The 16660-nt window shown below is 70.5% G+C and carries 17 protein-coding genes; 8 read left to right on the top strand and 9 right to left on the bottom strand.

What is annotated here, in order from left to right; translation table 11 throughout:
* Positions 1-12: 12 nt before the first annotated feature.
* Positions 13-792, bottom strand: coding sequence for a phospholipase D-like domain-containing protein (locus tag OG371_RS24655; RefSeq protein WP_329073256.1), 780 nt, complete (start codon positions 790-792; stop codon positions 13-15).
* Positions 793-803: 11 nt separating this feature from the next.
* Here OG371_RS24655 and OG371_RS24650 point away from each other — a divergent pair, with 11 nt between their 5' ends.
* Positions 804-995, top strand: a complete 192-nt coding sequence (locus OG371_RS24650; RefSeq protein ID WP_329057434.1) for a hypothetical protein — start codon at positions 804-806, stop codon at positions 993-995.
* Positions 996-1289: 294 nt separating this feature from the next.
* On the opposite strand, the gene OG371_RS24645 is transcribed toward OG371_RS24650, so the two are convergent.
* Positions 1290-2024, bottom strand: a complete 735-nt coding sequence (locus OG371_RS24645) for an SDR family oxidoreductase (RefSeq protein ID WP_329057433.1) — start codon at positions 2022-2024, stop codon at positions 1290-1292.
* 210 nt (positions 2025-2234) lie between these two features.
* Between OG371_RS24645 and OG371_RS24640 the strand changes: the two genes are divergently transcribed.
* Positions 2235-3146, top strand: coding sequence for an alpha/beta hydrolase (locus OG371_RS24640; protein WP_329057432.1), 912 nt, complete (start codon positions 2235-2237; stop codon positions 3144-3146).
* Between the two features lie 62 nt (positions 3147-3208).
* On the opposite strand, the gene OG371_RS24635 is transcribed toward OG371_RS24640, so the two are convergent.
* Positions 3209-3805 carry a helix-turn-helix domain-containing protein gene (locus tag OG371_RS24635; protein ID WP_329057431.1) on the bottom strand — a complete coding sequence of 199 codons (597 nt, stop codon included), beginning with the start codon at positions 3803-3805 and terminating at the stop codon, positions 3209-3211.
* 91 nt (positions 3806-3896) lie between these two features.
* On the opposite strand from OG371_RS24635, the gene OG371_RS24630 reads away from it, so the two are divergent.
* From OG371_RS24630 to OG371_RS24615, 4 genes are all read left to right on the top strand, one after another.
* Entirely contained in the window at positions 3897-4913 is a 1017-nt protein-coding gene (locus OG371_RS24630) for an NAD(P)/FAD-dependent oxidoreductase (protein ID WP_329057430.1), read from the top strand.
* 1 nt (position 4914) lies between these two features.
* A complete protein-coding gene (locus tag OG371_RS24625; protein ID WP_329057429.1) occupies positions 4915-5544 on the top strand; it encodes an SAM-dependent methyltransferase in 630 nt (209 codons plus the stop codon).
* Between the two features lie 516 nt (positions 5545-6060).
* Positions 6061-6852 (top strand): hypothetical protein, encoded by a 792-nt coding sequence (locus OG371_RS24620; protein WP_329057428.1) that lies wholly within the window; start codon positions 6061-6063, stop codon positions 6850-6852.
* 226 nt (positions 6853-7078) lie between these two features.
* Positions 7079-8071 carry a chitinase gene (locus tag OG371_RS24615; RefSeq protein ID WP_329057427.1) on the top strand — a complete coding sequence of 331 codons (993 nt, stop codon included), beginning with the start codon at positions 7079-7081 and terminating at the stop codon, positions 8069-8071.
* A 63-nt stretch (positions 8072-8134) separates the two neighbouring features.
* Here OG371_RS24615 and OG371_RS24610 read toward each other — a convergent pair whose 3' ends face one another.
* The 5 genes from OG371_RS24610 to OG371_RS24590 form a co-directional block, all read right to left on the bottom strand.
* A complete protein-coding gene (locus OG371_RS24610; protein ID WP_329057426.1) occupies positions 8135-8896 on the bottom strand; it encodes an HAD family acid phosphatase in 762 nt (253 codons plus the stop codon).
* 64 nt (positions 8897-8960) lie between these two features.
* Positions 8961-10139 carry a class I SAM-dependent methyltransferase gene (locus OG371_RS24605; RefSeq protein ID WP_329057425.1) on the bottom strand — a complete coding sequence of 393 codons (1179 nt, stop codon included), beginning with the start codon at positions 10137-10139 and terminating at the stop codon, positions 8961-8963.
* A gap of 1 nt (position 10140) precedes the next feature.
* Positions 10141-11106, bottom strand: a complete 966-nt coding sequence (locus OG371_RS24600; protein WP_329057423.1) for a class I SAM-dependent methyltransferase — start codon at positions 11104-11106, stop codon at positions 10141-10143.
* Positions 11103-11882, bottom strand: a complete 780-nt coding sequence (locus OG371_RS24595) for an enoyl-CoA hydratase/isomerase family protein (protein ID WP_329057422.1) — start codon at positions 11880-11882, stop codon at positions 11103-11105. Before OG371_RS24595 ends, OG371_RS24600 begins: the two co-directional genes overlap by 4 nt.
* Before the next feature lie 52 nt (positions 11883-11934).
* Positions 11935-12747 (bottom strand): ABC transporter ATP-binding protein, encoded by an 813-nt coding sequence (locus tag OG371_RS24590; RefSeq protein WP_329057421.1) that lies wholly within the window; start codon positions 12745-12747, stop codon positions 11935-11937.
* A 318-nt stretch (positions 12748-13065) separates the two neighbouring features.
* Between OG371_RS24590 and OG371_RS24585 the strand changes: the two genes are divergently transcribed.
* Both OG371_RS24585 and OG371_RS24580 read left to right on the top strand, forming a co-directional pair.
* On the top strand, positions 13066-13608 hold the full coding sequence (locus tag OG371_RS24585; protein ID WP_329057420.1) for a cysteine dioxygenase: 543 nt from the start codon (positions 13066-13068) through the stop codon (positions 13606-13608).
* Positions 13605-14000 (top strand): rhodanese-like domain-containing protein, encoded by a 396-nt coding sequence (locus OG371_RS24580; RefSeq protein WP_329057418.1) that lies wholly within the window; start codon positions 13605-13607, stop codon positions 13998-14000. The genes OG371_RS24585 and OG371_RS24580 overlap by 4 nt, the downstream gene beginning before the upstream one ends.
* 53 nt (positions 14001-14053) lie before the next feature.
* Here OG371_RS24580 and glgP read toward each other — a convergent pair whose 3' ends face one another.
* A complete protein-coding gene (gene glgP, locus OG371_RS24575) occupies positions 14054-16597 on the bottom strand; it encodes an alpha-glucan family phosphorylase (RefSeq protein WP_329057417.1) in 2544 nt (847 codons plus the stop codon).
* Positions 16598-16660: the final 63 nt, after the last annotated feature.

The following is a 16660-nucleotide window of genomic DNA, read 5'->3' as shown; positions in this document are numbered from 1 at the left end:
CCCCGGCACGGCTTACGCAGTCCAGGGAGTGCCGCCCGAGAAATCGCCGGCCACCGTCTTGTCGACCGAACTCAGCACTGCGGAGTCATTGACTATCAGCCCGAGTTCCCGGTTGCCGGTCAGCGACGCGCTGGAGAAGTTCTCCGAGCCGACGAACACCGCGGCCGAGGGCTTGCCGTAGTCGGCGACGATGACCTTGGCGTGGATGTAGAGCGTATTCGCGCTGTTCGCGTACGTGCTGACCTGGGCCCCGGCCGCGACCAGGGTGTTGAAATTGGCTTTGTAGCTGCTGTTGTAAGTCATCGTGACCTTGACCGCGACCCCGCGCTTGGCCGCGCCGGCCAGCGCGTCGACCACTGCCGGCAACGCCATTTCCTCGTTCTCCACCGACAGGCTGGTGGTCGCGGAGTTGATCAGCTTGAGCAGCGAGGCCTGCGAGTTGGTCGGGCTCCAGACCAGGTCGTCGCCGGTCGGCGGGGTGATGGAGCTGCCTGCGAAGTCGGCGTTGAACACCTTCTCGATCGCGCTGACGTCAGCGCTGTCCTGGTCGATCACCCCGAAGTCGCGGCCGGTCGAGTAGTACCGGCTGGTCAGGTTGCCGGACAGGATGAGCGAGGTCTGGCCGTCCACCGTCACGGTTTTCTGGTGCGTGGCCTCGAACTGCGCCGGAGCCCAGACCGCGTGCACGCCGTGCGCGTTGAGGTAGTCGTAGGCCGCCTGGTTGTTGCCGGCCTCGCGGTTCTGGTCGAGGATGACGCGGACCGTGACGCCGCGGCCCGCGTCCGCGACCAGGTCGTCGCGCGGTGTTGTCGACCAGCTCGTACATCGTCATGTCGAGGGTGCTGTGCGCGGAATTGATGGCGTTGTACACCGACTGCCAGTTGTCGTCGGGTTCGGCGAAGACCGTGTACGGGGACGAAGCGGCGGCGAGCGCGGTCGACGAGGACCCGACCACGGCGACGACCACCGCCAGCATGCTGATCAACCTCACATGACGCATGAAAACGACCTTCTTTCACGGATTCACCCACTCCCGGAACCTCCAGGAGCACAAAAGGCGTTAATTGGTTGAACCGCAAAATTCGGGCGTTTCCGATCGCGGTCAGCCAGCCGCCAAAACGGACCATAACCGCGCCACATCAGGTGAAACACCGACGAACAGCTTGACTTGTTCACACTCGAAAACGGACTCCACAAGGGGAATCACTCATATCGAAAACCCAACCCGGAAAGGACGGCAGCCGTTCACCGGAGTTATTGATTCCGTTCCACGGGTGTCAATTGACCGCTCAGGCCAGGACGGTGCCGCCGTCGATCAGCTGGACGGTGCCGGTCGCCCAGCGCTGGGTCATGCAGTAGACGTACGCCCGTGCGACGTCCTCGGGCTCGCCGACGCGGCCGGCAGGCAGGCCGGCGCCCGTCTCCTTGAACATCTGCTCGCGGTCGGCTTCGGTCATGCCCTGCCAGAGCGGCGAGCGCACGACGCCGGGGGCGACGGCGTTGACCCGCAGCGGCGCGAGTTCGACGGCGAGCGAGCGGGTCAGCCCCTCGATGGCCGCGCAGATGCTCGCCGCGATGCCCCAGCCGGTGCCGCCGCGCGCGGCCGCCGTCCCGCTGGTCAGAGTGATCGAGCCGCCCTCGCGCAGGTGCGGGACCGCGGCCTGCACGGCGGTGAGCGCGCCGAAGCAGCGCAGCCCGAAGAACCTGCGGGCGGCCTCGACGTCGAGCGTGTCCAGCGGCATCAGCTCAAGCGGCTCGCCCGCGGTGAACACGAGGTGGTCGAACTCGCCCAGCTCGTCGAAGAAGGCGCGGACCTTCGCGGCGTCGGCGAGGTCGAGCGCACGGCCCGTCGCCGTGGCAGGCAGCTGCGCGAGCGCCCTGTCCACACTGGACTGCCGGCTCGACGCGACAGTCACGTTCGCGCCCTCGGCGGCCGCCGCAACCGCCGTCGCGAAGCCGATCCCCGACGTGCCACCCAGGACGACCACGTGCCGGCCGTCGAGCTGTCCAGTTGCCGTTGTCATGAGAAATCCCCTTCGCCGTAGTGGTTCTCTTCCATCCTGCGACGGGCGACCGGGCGGCGTCCAAGACCTGTTTCCACCTCTGTGATACCCCACGGACATCACCGGGTCTGATGTCCAGCGGGTATCACAGACCGCCGATCAGGTCTTGGACGCCGTTGCGAGGCGCTGGAACCGTTGGGGGCACAACGAATTCCGGCGAAGGGAAAGCTGATGCGGCACGACATCGAGTTCGACGCCGAGGGCGCCGTGCTTCGCGGCTGGTTCTACGAGGCGGAGGGGGCGAGCGGTCCGGCGCCGTGCGTGGTGATGGCGCACGGCTGGTCGTCGACGAAGCTGATGTACCTCGACCGGTTCGCCGAGGTCTTCGCGGCGGCGGGCCTCGCGGTGCTGGTCTTCGACAACCGCGGCTGGGGCGAGTCCGGCACCGCGCCCGGGAAGCCGCGGCACGAGATCGACCCGTGGGAGCAGATCCGCGACTACCAGCACGCGATCACCCACGCGCAGAACCGCCCGGAGGTCGACCCGGACCGCATCGGCGTGTGGGGCACCAGTTTCTCGGCGGCGCACGCGTTCGTGGTGGCGGCGATCGACCGCCGGGTGAAGGCGGTGAGCGGGCAGGCGCCGTTCATCAGCGGCCACACGACGTACGCGAACCTCGCCCGGGTGAACAACCTCGTGGTCGGGCCGGAGGTCTTCACCGCCGATCGGCGCGCCCGCGCGGCCGGCGAGCCGCCCGCGACGATCCCGGTCATCGGCGACGACCCCGGCGAGCTGGTCGGCCTGCCGACCCCGGACTCGCGGGAGTGGTTCACCCGGACCCGCGCGGAGCTGGACCCGAGCTGGCCCAACGAGGTCACCCTGCGCAGCATGGACCTCTTCCGCGGCTACGAGCCGGCCCGCTACCTGCCGGACATCACGCCGACCCCGCTGCTGATGATCGTCGGCCGAGAGGACGGCCTCACCGGTGGCAACCTGGCCGCCTCGGCCTACGAAACGGCGGCCGAGCCGAAGAAGATCGTGTTCCTGCCGGGCGGCCATTTCGCCGCGTACACGGGTGATGGGTTCGTCGCAGCATCGTCCGCGGCGCGCGACTGGTTCGTGGAACACCTGACAGCCCGGTGACCCGTTGACAGGTTCCTGTCTTCCGGACTGCCGTGAAGACAGGAACCCGTCACCGAGCTGTGTCAGGATCCTGACGCCGGACGGGCGCGCACGTGGAACCGTTCGCCCTGCGGCCCGAACAGCGCGAGCACCTCGCACGGCTCCGGCCCGGGATTGCCGAACCAGTGCGGAACGTGTGTGTCGAACTCCACCACTTCGCCCGGCCGGAGGATGAAGTCGTGCTCGCCGAGGATGAGGCGTAACCGTCCGGACAGGACGTAGGCCCATTCGTACCCGTCGTGCACACGCAGGTCCGGCTCCTGGTCCGGCCAGTTCGGCGGGAAGATCTGCTTGTACGCGCGCAGGCCGCCGGGGCGGCGGGTGAGCGGCATGATCGTGATGCCATTGCGCACGACCGGGCGGGGGTGCAGCCGCGGATCGCCGGTCGGCGGCGCGTCGACGAGTTCGTCCAGCGGCACCTGGTGGGCGCGGGCCAGTGGCAGCAGCAGCTCCAGGGTCGGCTTCCGCTGGCCCGACTCCAGCCGCGAGAGGGTGCTGACCGAGATCCCGGTGGTCGCCGAGAGCTGCGTCAACGTCGCGTTCCGCTGTTTCCGCAGGCCGCGCAGGCGCGGGCCGATCGTCTGGAGTACCTCGCCGAAGTCGGGCTGTTCGTCGGTCATCCCTCCATTTGCTGGTTCGGCAAACATATTTGTCAAGTCCTCCGCTGGTGCGGATAGTCCGAAGGGACAGGCGAACAACGGGAGGAACCCAGTGGACGAGAGATACGACGTGGTGGTCGTCGGCGGCGGGGCGGCCGGCCTGAGCGGGGCGGTGGCGCTGTCGCGGGCGCGCCGTTCGGTGCTGGTCGTCGACGCCGGCGAGCCGCGGAACGCGCCGGCTGGGCACGTGCACAACTACCTGGGCCGCGAGGGCAGCACGCCCGCCGAGCTGCTCGCCGCCGGACGCGTGGAGGTCGAGGGCTACGGCGGCCAGGTCGTGAACGGGACCGTCACGACCGCGCGTCGACGCGAAAACGGCGACTTCACCCTGGAGCTGGCCGACGGCCGGTCGGTGCGCGCGCGTCGCCTCCTGGTGGCGACGGGCCTGGTCGACGAGTTGCCGGACGTTCCCGGCGTGGCCGAGCGCTGGGGCCGCGACGTGCTGCACTGCCCCTACTGCCACGGCTGGGAGGTGCGCGACCAGGCCGTCGGCATCCTCGCGACGAACCCGATGTCCGCGCACCAGGCGTTGTTGTGGCGACAGTGGACGGCGGACGTCACGCTGTTCCTCCACACCGCGCCGCCGCTCGACGCCGACCAGCGCAAGCAGCTGGCCGCGCGTGGGATCCGCGTCGTGGAAGGCGAAGTCGCCGCGCTGGAAGTGGCCGACGACGCGCTGACCGGCGTCCGGCTGCGGTCGGGCGAATTCGTCGCGCGGGAGGCAATGGTCGTCGCGCCGCGGTTCACCGCGCGAGTGGGCGTGCTGGCGTCGCTCGGTCTGGCGGCGGTGGAGCAGGAGATGGGCGGGTACGTCGTCGGCTCGGCGGTGCCGTCGGACGCGAATGGCGCGACGGCCGTCCCCGGGGTGTGGCTGGCCGGGAACGTGACGGATCTGCGGTCGCAGGTGATCATCTCCGCGGGCGCCGGGCTGAATGCCGCTGCCGCGCTGAACTTCGACCTCATCGACGAGGACGTGCGGCTGGCCCTGGACGCGAACGGACCGTTCACGCCCGAAACCGAACAGCGGGTGAGCGAGCTGGTGGCCGGCGCGCGTAGGCACGGGATTTGAGATGACGGAGCAGATGCCGGTGTTCGACCGGGGATTCTGGGAAGAGCTTTACGGTTCGCAGACGTCGCTGTGGACCGGACGGCCCAACCCGCAGCTGGTCACCGAGGCGGCGGACCTGCGTCCGGGCCGCGCGCTGGACGCGGGCTGCGGCGAAGGCGGCGACGCCCTGTGGCTCGCCGCCTCCGGCTGGCAAGTGACGGCCGTCGACTTTTCGGCCACGGCGCTGGCGCGCGGCGCGAAGGAGGCCGCGGCGCAGGGCCTGGACGAGCGGATCTCGTGGCAGCAGGCCGATCTGACGTCGTGGACGCCGGACGAGCAGTTCGACTTGGTGTCGGCCCAGTTCATGCACCTGCCGACGCCCGAGCGCACGGCCCTGTTCGCGCGGCTGGCGGCGGCGGTCGCGCCGGGCGGGACGCTGCTCATCGTCGGGCACCATCCGTCGGACCTGGAGGCGGGAGTGCCCCGTCCGCAGGTACCCGACCTGTTCTTCACGGCCGAAGCCGTCGCCGCGACTCTCGACGACGGGTGGGACCGCGTGGTCACCGACGCTCGGTCGCGGATGGGGACTCTTCCGGACGGGAGCGAAGTGTCCATTCGCGACGCTGTGCTGGTGGCCCGGCGCCGGGGGTGAGTGGGGCGGTGGTTGATCTCGGTGCCGGCGAGAGGGAGCGATCGGGCGGCTGCCGTGACACGGCATTGCCGTCGCGATCCACCTGGGGTGACGAGACGCGGTTCCGACCAGTTGGAGGGAGCGTGGTGCGGCATTGCCGTGGCGTCGCCGGTTATCGGCGAGAGGGAGCGATCGGTCGGCAGTCGTGAAGCGGCATTGCCGTCACGATCGACCGGGGCGACGAGACGCAGGTCCGACCAGTTGGACAGAGCGTGGCACGGCATTGCCGTGGCGTCGCCGGTTATCGGCGAGAGGGAGCGATCGGCCGGCAGTCGCGACACGGCATTGCCGTCGCGATCCATAGGGGGCGACGAGACGCAGGTCCGACCAGTTGGACAGAGCGTGGCACGGCATCGCCGGCTATCGGCGAGAGGGCGGTTCGGGTGGGCGGCAGTGGGCACACGATCTCCGGCGAAGCGGCTAAACTCCGGCCCGATCGTCCGCGCCTGCGGGGGTGATCGGCCGAAGGAGGCGCTGATGCGCGGGTTCGTCGTGGGGCTGGCGGTGGTCGTCGGGCTCGGGGTCAGTGGCGGGGTGGCCACCGCGGCCGAGGTGGTTTCCGTGGGCGGGGCCGTAGGATCACCGATGTCGTACTCGGCTGAGGAGCTTGCTGGGGACGGGCTGCAGCAGGTGGTCGCCGCGGCGGCGCCGGTGCTGCCGCCGGGGAAGAACACCGCGTTGCGCGTGACCGTGCGGGTGACGGGGAGCGGGCACCGGTCCGTAACGTTCGCGCTCGCTGAGATCGATCCGTCCGTCGGCAACCATCCGGCGGTGTTCCGGGCCGGGCGGCATGGGGTCGATCTGACGGTGCCGGGTGACCGGAACGCCAGCCGCACCGTGGCTGACGTGCGGACGGTGACCTTCGCCGTGTCCGATGCCGGGGCGGCTGAACGGGCCGTTCGCGTCACGCAGGGGCGGCGGGCTGTCACGCTGCCGCCGGCGTTGCTCGCGCATCTGCCGCGCCGGACCGTGACGGCCAAGTTCAACTCCGACGCCGGACCGCAGACGCACACCGAGTCCGGGCCGCCGCTCGCGCTCGTCCTGCTGCTGGCCGGGGTGTTGCCGACGTCCGGCGAACCGGTGGTCGCCGTGGGCTCCGACGGTTACGGCGCCGCCGTGACGCTCGCCGAGCAATCCGCCGGCGGACGGCCACTGCTGCTGTCCACGGTCGAAGACGGGAAACCGCTCGCACTGCCGCGCCTGGTGCCGTTGGGTGATCTGAAGGGCGGACGCTACGTCTCAGGAGTCACTGCGCTCGCCGTCGGCTGAGCCGAACCAGGCCAGGTCCGGCAAGGACTCGTGAGTGTTCAGGACGGTTAGAACCGGCATAAACACTCACGAGTCCTGAAGCTGACGAAACCGGCGAACCTCCGCCGTTCCCGCTGATCGGGACACCACTGCATCCGAATGGGCTATGGCTTGGGCCGACTTATTGGTCTATACCATTTGGACAAGGTTTCCCCTTCTCCAGGTCCCCGCTGTGGAGGTTTCACCGATGCGACTCCCCTCTCCCCGGAAACTGGCCACCGCGCTCGGCGGGCTGGTGGCGATCGCCGCCGGGCTGGCGGCGCCGGCAGCCACGGCCGGCGCCGCTCCCGCCGTCAATGACTCGGCGGTCCCCGTCGCGCCCTATGTGGACATGGGCGCCTGGCCGACGCCGGTTCTGTCTGCCATGTCCGCGGGCGGCGGGGTGAAGAGCTTCACTCTCGGCTTCGTCACCTCGGCCGGCTGCAAGGCGAGCTGGTTCAACGCCTACGACCCGCGCGCCGGCTGGCAGTCCGACGAAATCGGCAAGATCCGCGCGGCCGGCGGCGACGTGAAGGTGTCGTTCGGCGGCGCGTCGGGCATCGAGCTGGCCCAGGCGTGCACGGACACCTCGGCACTGGTCGCGGAGTACGACGCGGTCGTGAAGGCGTACGGCCTCAAGTACATCGACCTGGACATCGAGGGCGCCGCAGTGGCCGACACGGCGACGATCCAGCGCCGGTCGCAGGCACTGAAGACCGTGCAGGCCGACAACCCCGGCCTCAAGATCTCGCTGACCCTGCCCGTGCTGCCGGACGGGCTCACCTCGGACGGGCTCAACGTGGTCAACTCGGCCAAGTCCGCCGGCGTCGACGTGGACATGGTCAACGTGATGGCGATGGACTACTACCAGGGCGCCGGTGACCAGGGAGCGAAGGCGATCTCCGCGGCCAAGGCCACGCAGGCCCAGGTCAAGTCCATCTTCGGGCTGTCGGACGCGGCCGCCTGGCAGAAGGTCGGCGTCACCCCGATGCTCGGCGTCAACGACTCGCAGAACGAGATCTTCTACCAGAAGGACGCCACCGCACTGGTCGACTTCGCGAAGACCGTGCACATCGGCATGCTGTCGATGTGGGAGGCCGGCCGCGACGCGAATGCGTGCACCGGCGCGCTCTACAAGTGCACCAACGTCCCGCAGCAGCCGTACGAGTTCGCGAAGATCTTCGCGGGCTACAACGGCTGAGCCGGACCGGTCAAACGAAGCGGCCCCAGGAGTCCACTATGGACGCCTGGGGCCGCTTCACGCTCAGGGCAGGTAGTACATCGGGTTCGGCAGCTTGACCGGGTTGTCCGCGTAGCCGCCCTCGAGGTCGCTGAACTGGTCCCCGAGGTTCAGCACGATGTGCGCGCCCGTGGCCTGGATGTGCGCGCGGGTGCCGGACTTGTACTGCACGGTGTTGCAGGTCAGCCCGCACGGCAGGTAGTCCGGTGCGGTGCCTTTCGGCTTGAAGAACGCATCGGCCGGGGCCGGGTAGCCCTCGTTCGCCAGGTTCTTCAGCGACTGCGGCCCCTGCGGCGTGCTGCGCCCGGTGAGGAAGTAGACCTTCACCCCGTGCTGCGCCGCCCAGTTCGCCAGCTCCAGCACCGGCTTGTTGGCCACGAAGGTGCCGTTGTCGATCGCCTGCTGCTGCTTGACCGGGTCGAAGCCGAAGTCGTTGTCGGCCTCCCAGCCGTAGGTGACCTCGGCGGTGTCGTCGACGTCGAGCACGATCGCCGGGTTCTTCACGGCGCCCAGCTTCTGCGTCAGGTACCGCTTGGCGTCCGCGACGACCCGCTTGGTGTCGGTGACGAACCGGCTGCTGTCGGAATAGTGGTGCTTGCCCGAGGCGTCGAGGTAGTCGCCGTAGTAGGCCTTGACGTCGTTCTTCACCTGGCCGATGTTGGCCGGCTCCCGGCCGTGGGCGGCGGTCACGGCGTCCGAGCCGGCCAGCGCGGTCGCGCCGCCCGCCACGGTGGCACCGATCGCCGCGGCGGCGGCAAGCTTGACGAGACCTGGAAAACGGGACACGGCGACCCTTCCGTAGCTGTAACGAACCTGCCGAACCTACGCTGCCGCCGCCGCGGATTCCACCCTACGAAGGGATGCGCTCGGCCCGGCAGACGAAAACCGCGGGCGAGCGGCCGATCCGGGTGAGCACCACAGTGGACTCCGCGGGGCCACGCGGTTTCAACCGGCGGCGCAGCGCGTCCGGGTCGATGTCCAGACCGCGTACCAGGATCTCCAGCCGTCCGACCTCGAGTCGCTTGAGGACGGAGCGCAGCGATTTCTCGTTGTACGGGCCGTGTTCCAGCACCCGGAACGCCCGCACGCCGGACGGCGGGGTGTCGCCGGTGAGGTACGCGATGCGTTCGTCCAGTTGCCACAACCCATGCCGCGCCGCGTAGTGCCGGACCAGGCCGGCGCGGACGACGGCGCCGTCCGGGTCGATGATCCACTTCCCCGGCTCCCTCACCGGAATGTCGTCCGGCGAAGTATCCGTCAAAGTCCACTGTGCACCGTCCGAACGCAGCACGGTCGCCCGGCGCGAGACGCCATCAGACAACCCTCGCCAGAGGCAGGCTTCGCGGACCGCGCCGTCGAGCGAGACCAGCTCCACCTCCTCGGCCCACGGTGCGATCTCGAAGTCCAAGCCGGGCGCGCACTTGATCGACAGTGGACGGTCGGGGTAGGCGTCCACCAGGCCGTCGAGCGGGGGCAGGAAGTCGGCGGGCTTCCAGGTGCGGCGGCCCGCCGAGTCGCGCCGGGCCGGGTCCGCGACCACTACCGTGCCGCGGCTGACCGGCGCCAGCGCGTCCGCCCGGACCACGCCAGGCGAGACCCCGGCGACGGAAGCGTTGTGCCGCGCCATTTCCAGCCGTACAGCGTCCACATCGGACCCCAAAGCGCGGCGCGCCACCCGGGCCAGCTCAACCAGGTCCGCGCCCACGGAGCAGGTGACGTCGTGCACGTCCAGGCCGGCCAGCCGGGACGCCCGGTGCCGGGCCACCGGCGTCGCGCTCGCCTGCTGGAGCGCGTCGCCGGTGAACAGCCATTCGCCAGCGTCCGCCAGCTTCGCACCCGATTTCCGGCGCAGCACCACGGTTTCCAACACCGCGGCGGCGTACCGCTCCCCCACCGAACGCCGCACGGCGCCGACGTCGGCGATCCGGCTGGCGTCGGTCAGCGGCAGTGCGGAGGCCGCGAGCAACGCCGCCCGTCCCGCGCCGGAGCGCAGGAAGGCGACGTCTTCGGACGTGAAACCGTAGGCCAATTCAGGACGGCCGCTTGGTCCCGGTGATCATCACGTTGTAGAACAGCTCGCGCGGCAGCACCTTCGAGAGCACCTTCTTGTCCAAAGCGGACAGCCGCAGCCACAGGTGGTAGGCGAACAGGCGCCAGCGCACCGTCAGCTTCTCCTGCGGCACAGCGGCTTCGAACGTCCGGATCGGCCAGCCCGCCAGCGCCGCCGAGAACTCCTCGGTGACCGCGCGCACGTCCTGTGCGCCGGCGCCGCGGGCCATGGACTCGAGCTCCGACGGGTCGAACGTGTGGATGTCCACCACAGCTTCCAGCGCCGCGGCGCGCGAGGACTCGTCCAGCTCCTCCTGCGGACGGCGCCAGCTGCTCAGCGCGGACAGCTTGGTCACCCGCGTGGTCAGGAACCAGGTGAACTGGCCGAGCTTGCGCGCGTAGAAGTCGCCCACCTTGGTCGGCTCACCGGCGAACACGAACCGGCCGCCGGGCTTGAGCACGCGCAGCACCTCGGCGAACGCCGCGCGGACGTCCGGGATGTGGTGCAGCACCGCGTGCCCGACCACGAGGTCGAACGTGTTGTCCTCGTACGGGATCCGCTCAGCGTCGGCGACCCGGCCGTCCACGTCGAGGCCGAGGCCTTCGGCGTTGCGCAGCGCGACCTGCACCATGCCGGGCGACAGGTCGGTGACCGAGCCCTTCTTGGCGACGCCGCCCTGCATCAGGTTCAGCAAGAAGAAGCCGGTGCCGCTGCCCAGCTCCATGGCGTGCTGGTAGGGCTGGCCGTCCTCGCCCGCGACGGCGTTGAACACGTCGGTGGCGTACGAGATGCAGCGCTCGTCGTAGGAGATCGACCACTTCTCGTCGTACGTCCCGGCTTCCCAGTCATGGTAGAGCACGTTCGCGAGCTTCGGGTCGCCGTAGGCCGCCTGGACCTCTTCGGCGGTGGCGTGCGGGTTCGGCGCGGGATCGGTCACGCTGGTCACTTCCCCTCGAAAGTGGCCTTGCCCGGGCCGTTCTCGATGAACGACTTCATGCCGTTCGCCTGGTCTTCGGTCGCCCACAGGGCGGTGAACAGCTGGGTCTCGATCTTCAGCCCGGTAGCGAGGTCGACATCGAGCCCGGAATCGATGGCCGTCTTCGCGGCGCGCAACGCCACGGCGGGACCTCCTCCGAACTGCGCGGCCCACTTGCGGGCGGCGGCGTACACGTCGTCCGGGGCCACGACCTCGTCGAGGATGCCCAGCTTGAGCGCTTCTTCGGCCTTCACAAACCGGCCGGTGAAGATCAGGTCCTTGGCCTTGCTCGGGCCGATCAGCCGCGAGAGCCGCTGCGTGCCGCCGGCGCCGGGGATGATGCCGAGCTGGATCTCCGGCTGGCCGACCTTGACGTTGTCCCCCGCGACCCGCCAGTCCGCGGTCAGCGCCAGCTCCAGGCCGCCGCCCAGGGCGTAGCCGGTGATGGCCGCGACGACCGGCTTCGGGATGTTCGCGATCCGGGCGAGCGACGCGGTCAGCTCGGCGCCGAACTTGGCGATCTCCGGGTACGTGCGGTTGGCCATCTCCTTGATGTCCGCGCCGCCGGCGAAGGTCTTCTCGCCGCCGTACAGGATCACCGCGCGGACGTCGTCGCGGTCGGAAGCCTCGCGCGCCGCCTCGGCGAGCTCGGCCTGCACCTGGTTGTTCAGCGCGTTGACCGGCGGCCGGTCGAGCCGGATCGTGCCGACCCCGCCCTCGACCTCCAGGCTTACGAACTCTGCCACGCGACTTCCTCCTCGTTGACGGAAAACCAGGCTACCGGCCGGTAAGGACAAGCTACCGCCGACGGGCGAAGAACCGCTCGCCCGACCGCTGCAGGACCAGGTCCTGGTCGAACGTCTTCGACAGGTTCTCGCTGGTGATCACGTCGTCCACCAGCCCGGAGACCACGGCGTGGCCGTCCTTGAGCAGCAGCGCGTGGGTGAAGCCGGGCGGGATCTCCTCCACGTGGTGCGTGACGAGCACCATGGCCGGCGCGTCCGGGTCCAGCGCGAGGTCGGACAGCCGCGCGACGAGGTCTTCGCGCCCGCCCAGGTCCAGGCCGGCCGCCGGCTCGTCGAGCAGCAGCAGCTCGGGGTCGGTCATCAGCGACCGAGCGATCAGCACGCGCTTGCGCTCGCCCTCGGACAGTGTGCCGAAGGTGCGCTCGGCCAGGTGTGCGATGCCGAGCGTGCCCAGCAGCTCGGCGGCGCGGTTGACGTCCATCGCGTCGTACGCCTCGCGCCAGCGGCCCATCACGGCGTAACCGGCGCTCACCACGACGTCGCGGACCAGCTCGTCGCCAGGCACGCGCTGGGCGATCGCGGCGGAGGTGAACCCGATCCGGGGGCGCAGGTCGAAGATGTTGACCCGGCCGATGCGGTCGCCGAGCAGGTCGACGGTGCCGGCGGTCGGGTGCAACTCGGCGGCGGCCAGCCGCAGGAGGGTGGTCTTGCCGGCGCCGTTCGGGCCGAGCACGACCCAGCGCTCGTCCAGCTCGACACTCCAGTCGAGGCCGGCGAGCAGGTCGTTTCCGCTCCGTCGGACGCCGACACCGGCCATCCGCACCACGAGATCGTCAAGGTCGCTGGGCAGGGTCGGCTCGCTCACAAGCCCATTGTGGCCGCCCTCGCGCACGCGTTCGCACCCGCCCGGGTTTGTTCGCCCCGCGCACGTCCAGCCGGTGGGACGGAACCCGGCCGGGCCGCCGGGCTGTGGCAGGATTGCGGCATGTCCAGGCCCGCGCCCGCCGTCGCCCCCGTCACCCGGGGCTCGTTCTGGCGCCGTCGCGCGATCGACCTGCTCCTCGTCGCCTCCTCCGGGTGTACGCCCGCGCGGCACGCCCGCTGAAAGCCGAGGACGCCCCGCGTTCTCCGCGTGCCGCGCTGTGTCACCCCAGCCGTCACCTTCGAACGAGGAGCGCCCCCGTTGACCACGTCGATCACCCCTGACGTCGAGATCCACCCCCAGCTGACCGACCCGCTGCTGCCGCAGCTGCTGCACCCGTCGCGGCTGCTGTGGACGCCGCGCGAGCTGGCCGAGCTGACCAGCACCGTCACCACCGAGCTGACCGGCGGCCTGCGCGAGCTGCTGCGCTTCGACGAGGACTCCCGCTGGTGGGCGCGGCTGGCGCTGACCGACGGCGTGGAGCTGTGGCTGCTTTCCTGGCTGCCCGGCCAGCACACGAAGCCGCACGACCACGGGGGCGCGTCCGGCTCGTTCACGGTGCTGCAGGGCGAGATCGGCGAGGAGTACCGCTACCCCGGCGGGCCGATCCGGCGCCGCACGCACTCCGCGGGCGAGGGCATCGGCTTCGGCGCCGGGCGCGCGCACCAGGTCACCGGCCTCGGCGAGCAGCCGGCGGCCAGCGTCCACGCGTACTCGCCGCCGCTGGTGGCGACGCGGGACTACCGGACCCTCGCGGACGTGCCCGCGGAGATCCCGCCGCTCCCGGCCATACTCGGCCGATGAGCGTGATCGACGAATTGCTGGACGGCGCCCGGTCCGGTCTGGACCGCGTGGACCCGGTGCGCGCGCAGCGCCTGCAGTCCGACGGCGCGCTGATCGTGGACATCCGCCCGCACGCGAACCGGCTCGCCGAGGGCGAGATCCCCGGCTCGGTGATCGTCGAGCGGATCCACCTGGAATGGCGCCTGGCACCGGACAGCGAATGGAAACTCCCGGGCGTCACGCCGGGGACTGTCGCGATCGTGGTGTGCAACGAGGGTTACTCGTCGAGTCTTGCTGCTGCTGACTTGCAGCGGCTGGGGTTGAGTGGGGCGACGGATCTGGCGGGCGGGTTTCGGGCTTGGGCTGCGGCTGGGTTGCCGGTGACGGCTGGTGGGTCGCCGGCGGTGCCGTAGGGGCTCGTGAGTGTTCATGACGGTTAGAACCGGCATGAACACTCACGAGCCGTTCAGGCCAGGACCACCCGTGCCAGTTCGGCCGGGCTGGCCAGCAGGTCGTGTTTCGGCAGCACCCGGACGGTGTAGCCGACCGAGCCCGCGCGCGGCAGGGTGAGCGAAGCGGCGAACGCGCCGATGCCGTCGCCGTGCATGGGGACCGTGATGGTGTCGGTGAGTTCGTCCGCGTCGCCGACCTGGCCGACGACGGCTTGGACGTCCACTTCGGACGGATCGAGGCCGGCCAGGTCGATGCGGGCGCGCACGGTGACCTCGGTGCCGACCACCAGGCGTTCGGCGTGGTCGTAGAGCAGCTCCGAGTCGAAGATCCGCACGCGTGGCCACGCGACCTCGAGCTTGGTGCGGTAGTCGGCCAGCGACAAGGCGCCGCGGTAGCCGTCGCCGGTCGCGGCGGCGACGGTGCGGGACGCGGGCAGGTAGCCGGAATCCACGTACTCGCGCACCATCCGCGACGCCTGCACGAACGGGCCCAGCGTTTCCAGCGTGTGCCACACCATCGACAGCCAGCCGGTGGGCACGCCCGCCGCGTCGTTGTCGTAGTACAGCGGCGCGATCTGCTGCCCCAGCAGGTCGTACAGGGCGGCGGCCTCGAGGTCGTCGCGGCGCAGCGGGTCGGTGATGCCGTCGGCGGTCGGGATGGCCCAGCCGTTGCTGCCGTCGTAGCACTCCTCCCACCAGCCGTCCCGAATGGACAGGTTGAGGCCGCCGTTGAGCGCCGACTTCATGCCCGAGGTGCCGCACGCCTCCAGCGGCCGCACGGGGTTGTTCAGCCACACGTCGCAGCCGCGGTAGAGGTAGCGCGCCATGGACATGTCGTAGTCCGGCAGGAAGACGATCCGGTGCCGCACGGCCGGATCGTCGACGAACCGGACGATCTGCTGGATCAGCTGCTTGCCGTTGTCGTCGGCCGGGTGGGACTTGCCGCCGATCACGATCTGGATCGGCCGCCGCTCGTCGAGCAGCAGCGCGCGCAGCCGGTCCGGGTCGCGCAGCATCAGCGTCAGCCGCTTGTACGTCGGCACGCGGCGGGCGAAGCCGACCGTCAGCACATCCGGGTCGAAGACGCGGTCGGTCCAGCCGAGTTCCAGCGCCGAAGCGCCGCGCTGCACCCAGGCCGCGCGCACGCGCCGCCGGACCTCGCCGACCAGCTTCTCGCGCAGTTCCCGGCGCAACCCCCACAGCTGCTCGTCCGTGACGCCGTCGCGCAGCGAACTGCCCGGAGTCCGGCCCTCGTGGCCGAACTCGTCGTGGTTGCCGCCCAGCAGCGCGCTCAGCTCGCGCGCGACCCAGGTGGGCCCGTGCACGCCGTTGGTGATGGACGAGATCGGCACCTCGTCCTCGTCGAAACCGGGCCACAGCCGGGAGAACATCCGGCGGGTGACGCGCCCGTGCAGCTCCGAGACGCCGTTCGCGCGCTGGGCGAGCCGCAAACCCATGTGCGCCATGTTGAACAGGCCGGGATTGTCCTCGGCGCCGAGCGCCAGCACGCGCCGCGGGTCGACGTCCGGGACCAGCCGGCCGTCGGTGAAGTAGCGCTGCACGAGGTCCACCGGGAACCGGTCGATGCCCGCGCTGACCGGCGTGTGCGTGGTGAACACCGTGCCCGCGCGCACGGCGGGCAGCGCCTCGTCGAACGCCAGCCCGTCGGACTGGATGATCTCGCGCGCCCGCTCCAGGCCGAGGAAGCCGGCGTGGCCTTCGTTGGTGTGGAACACCAGCGGCTGCGGGTGCCCGGTCAGCTCGCAGAACTTCCGGACCGCGCGGAAGCCGCCGATGCCGGCGAGCAGCTCTTGGCGGATGCGGTGGTCGGCGTCGCCGCCGTAGAGCCGGTCGGTGACCGGGCGCAGGTCCTCGTCGTTGTCCTCGATGTCGGAGTCGAGCAGCAGCAGCGGGATCCGCCCGACGCGGGCGCGCCAGATCTGGGCGCGCAGCTCGCGCCCGCCGGGCATGGCGACCTCGACCACCACCGGGCGGCCGCCGTCGGTGACCAGCTCCAGCGGGAACGCGTTCGGGTCGATCACCGGGTAGTGCTCGACCTGCCAGCCGTCCAGCGACAGCGCCTGGCGGAAGTAGCCGGACCGGTACAGCAGGCCGACGCCGATCATCGGCACGCCGAGGTCGGACGCCGCCTTGAGGTGGTCGCCGGCCAGCACGCCGAGCCCGCCGGAGTAGTTCGGCAGCGCCTCCGTGACGCCGAATTCCATCGAGAAGTACGCGACGGCGCCGGGCAGGCCCTCGTCGGTGCGCCGCTGGTACCAACGCGGCTCGGTGAGGTAGCGCTCGAGGTCGTCGGCCGCCTCCCGGGTGCGGCGCAGGAAATCCTCGTCGACGGCCAGCTCGGACAGCCGTTCCGGCGGCAGCGCGGTGAGCATCCGCAGCGGGTCGCGGATGGCGTTGAACAGCTCCGCGTCCATCGACGCGAACAGGTCGCGGGTCGGCGGATGCCAGGTCCAGCGGAGGTTGGTGGCCAGCGCCCCGAGCCCGGCGAGCGACTCGGGCAGGCTGGCGCGAACGGTGAACCGGCGGACTGCACGCATGACCAGCGACCATATCGGGCCGGGGCGGCGGGCGCGCGGGCCAGTTGGCGGCAGGACCGGCGG

This window comes from Amycolatopsis sp. NBC_01480 (assembly GCF_036227205.1).
Classification (GTDB): domain Bacteria; phylum Actinomycetota; class Actinomycetes; order Mycobacteriales; family Pseudonocardiaceae; genus Amycolatopsis.
This window is presented reverse-complemented; position numbering and strand designations above follow the sequence as displayed.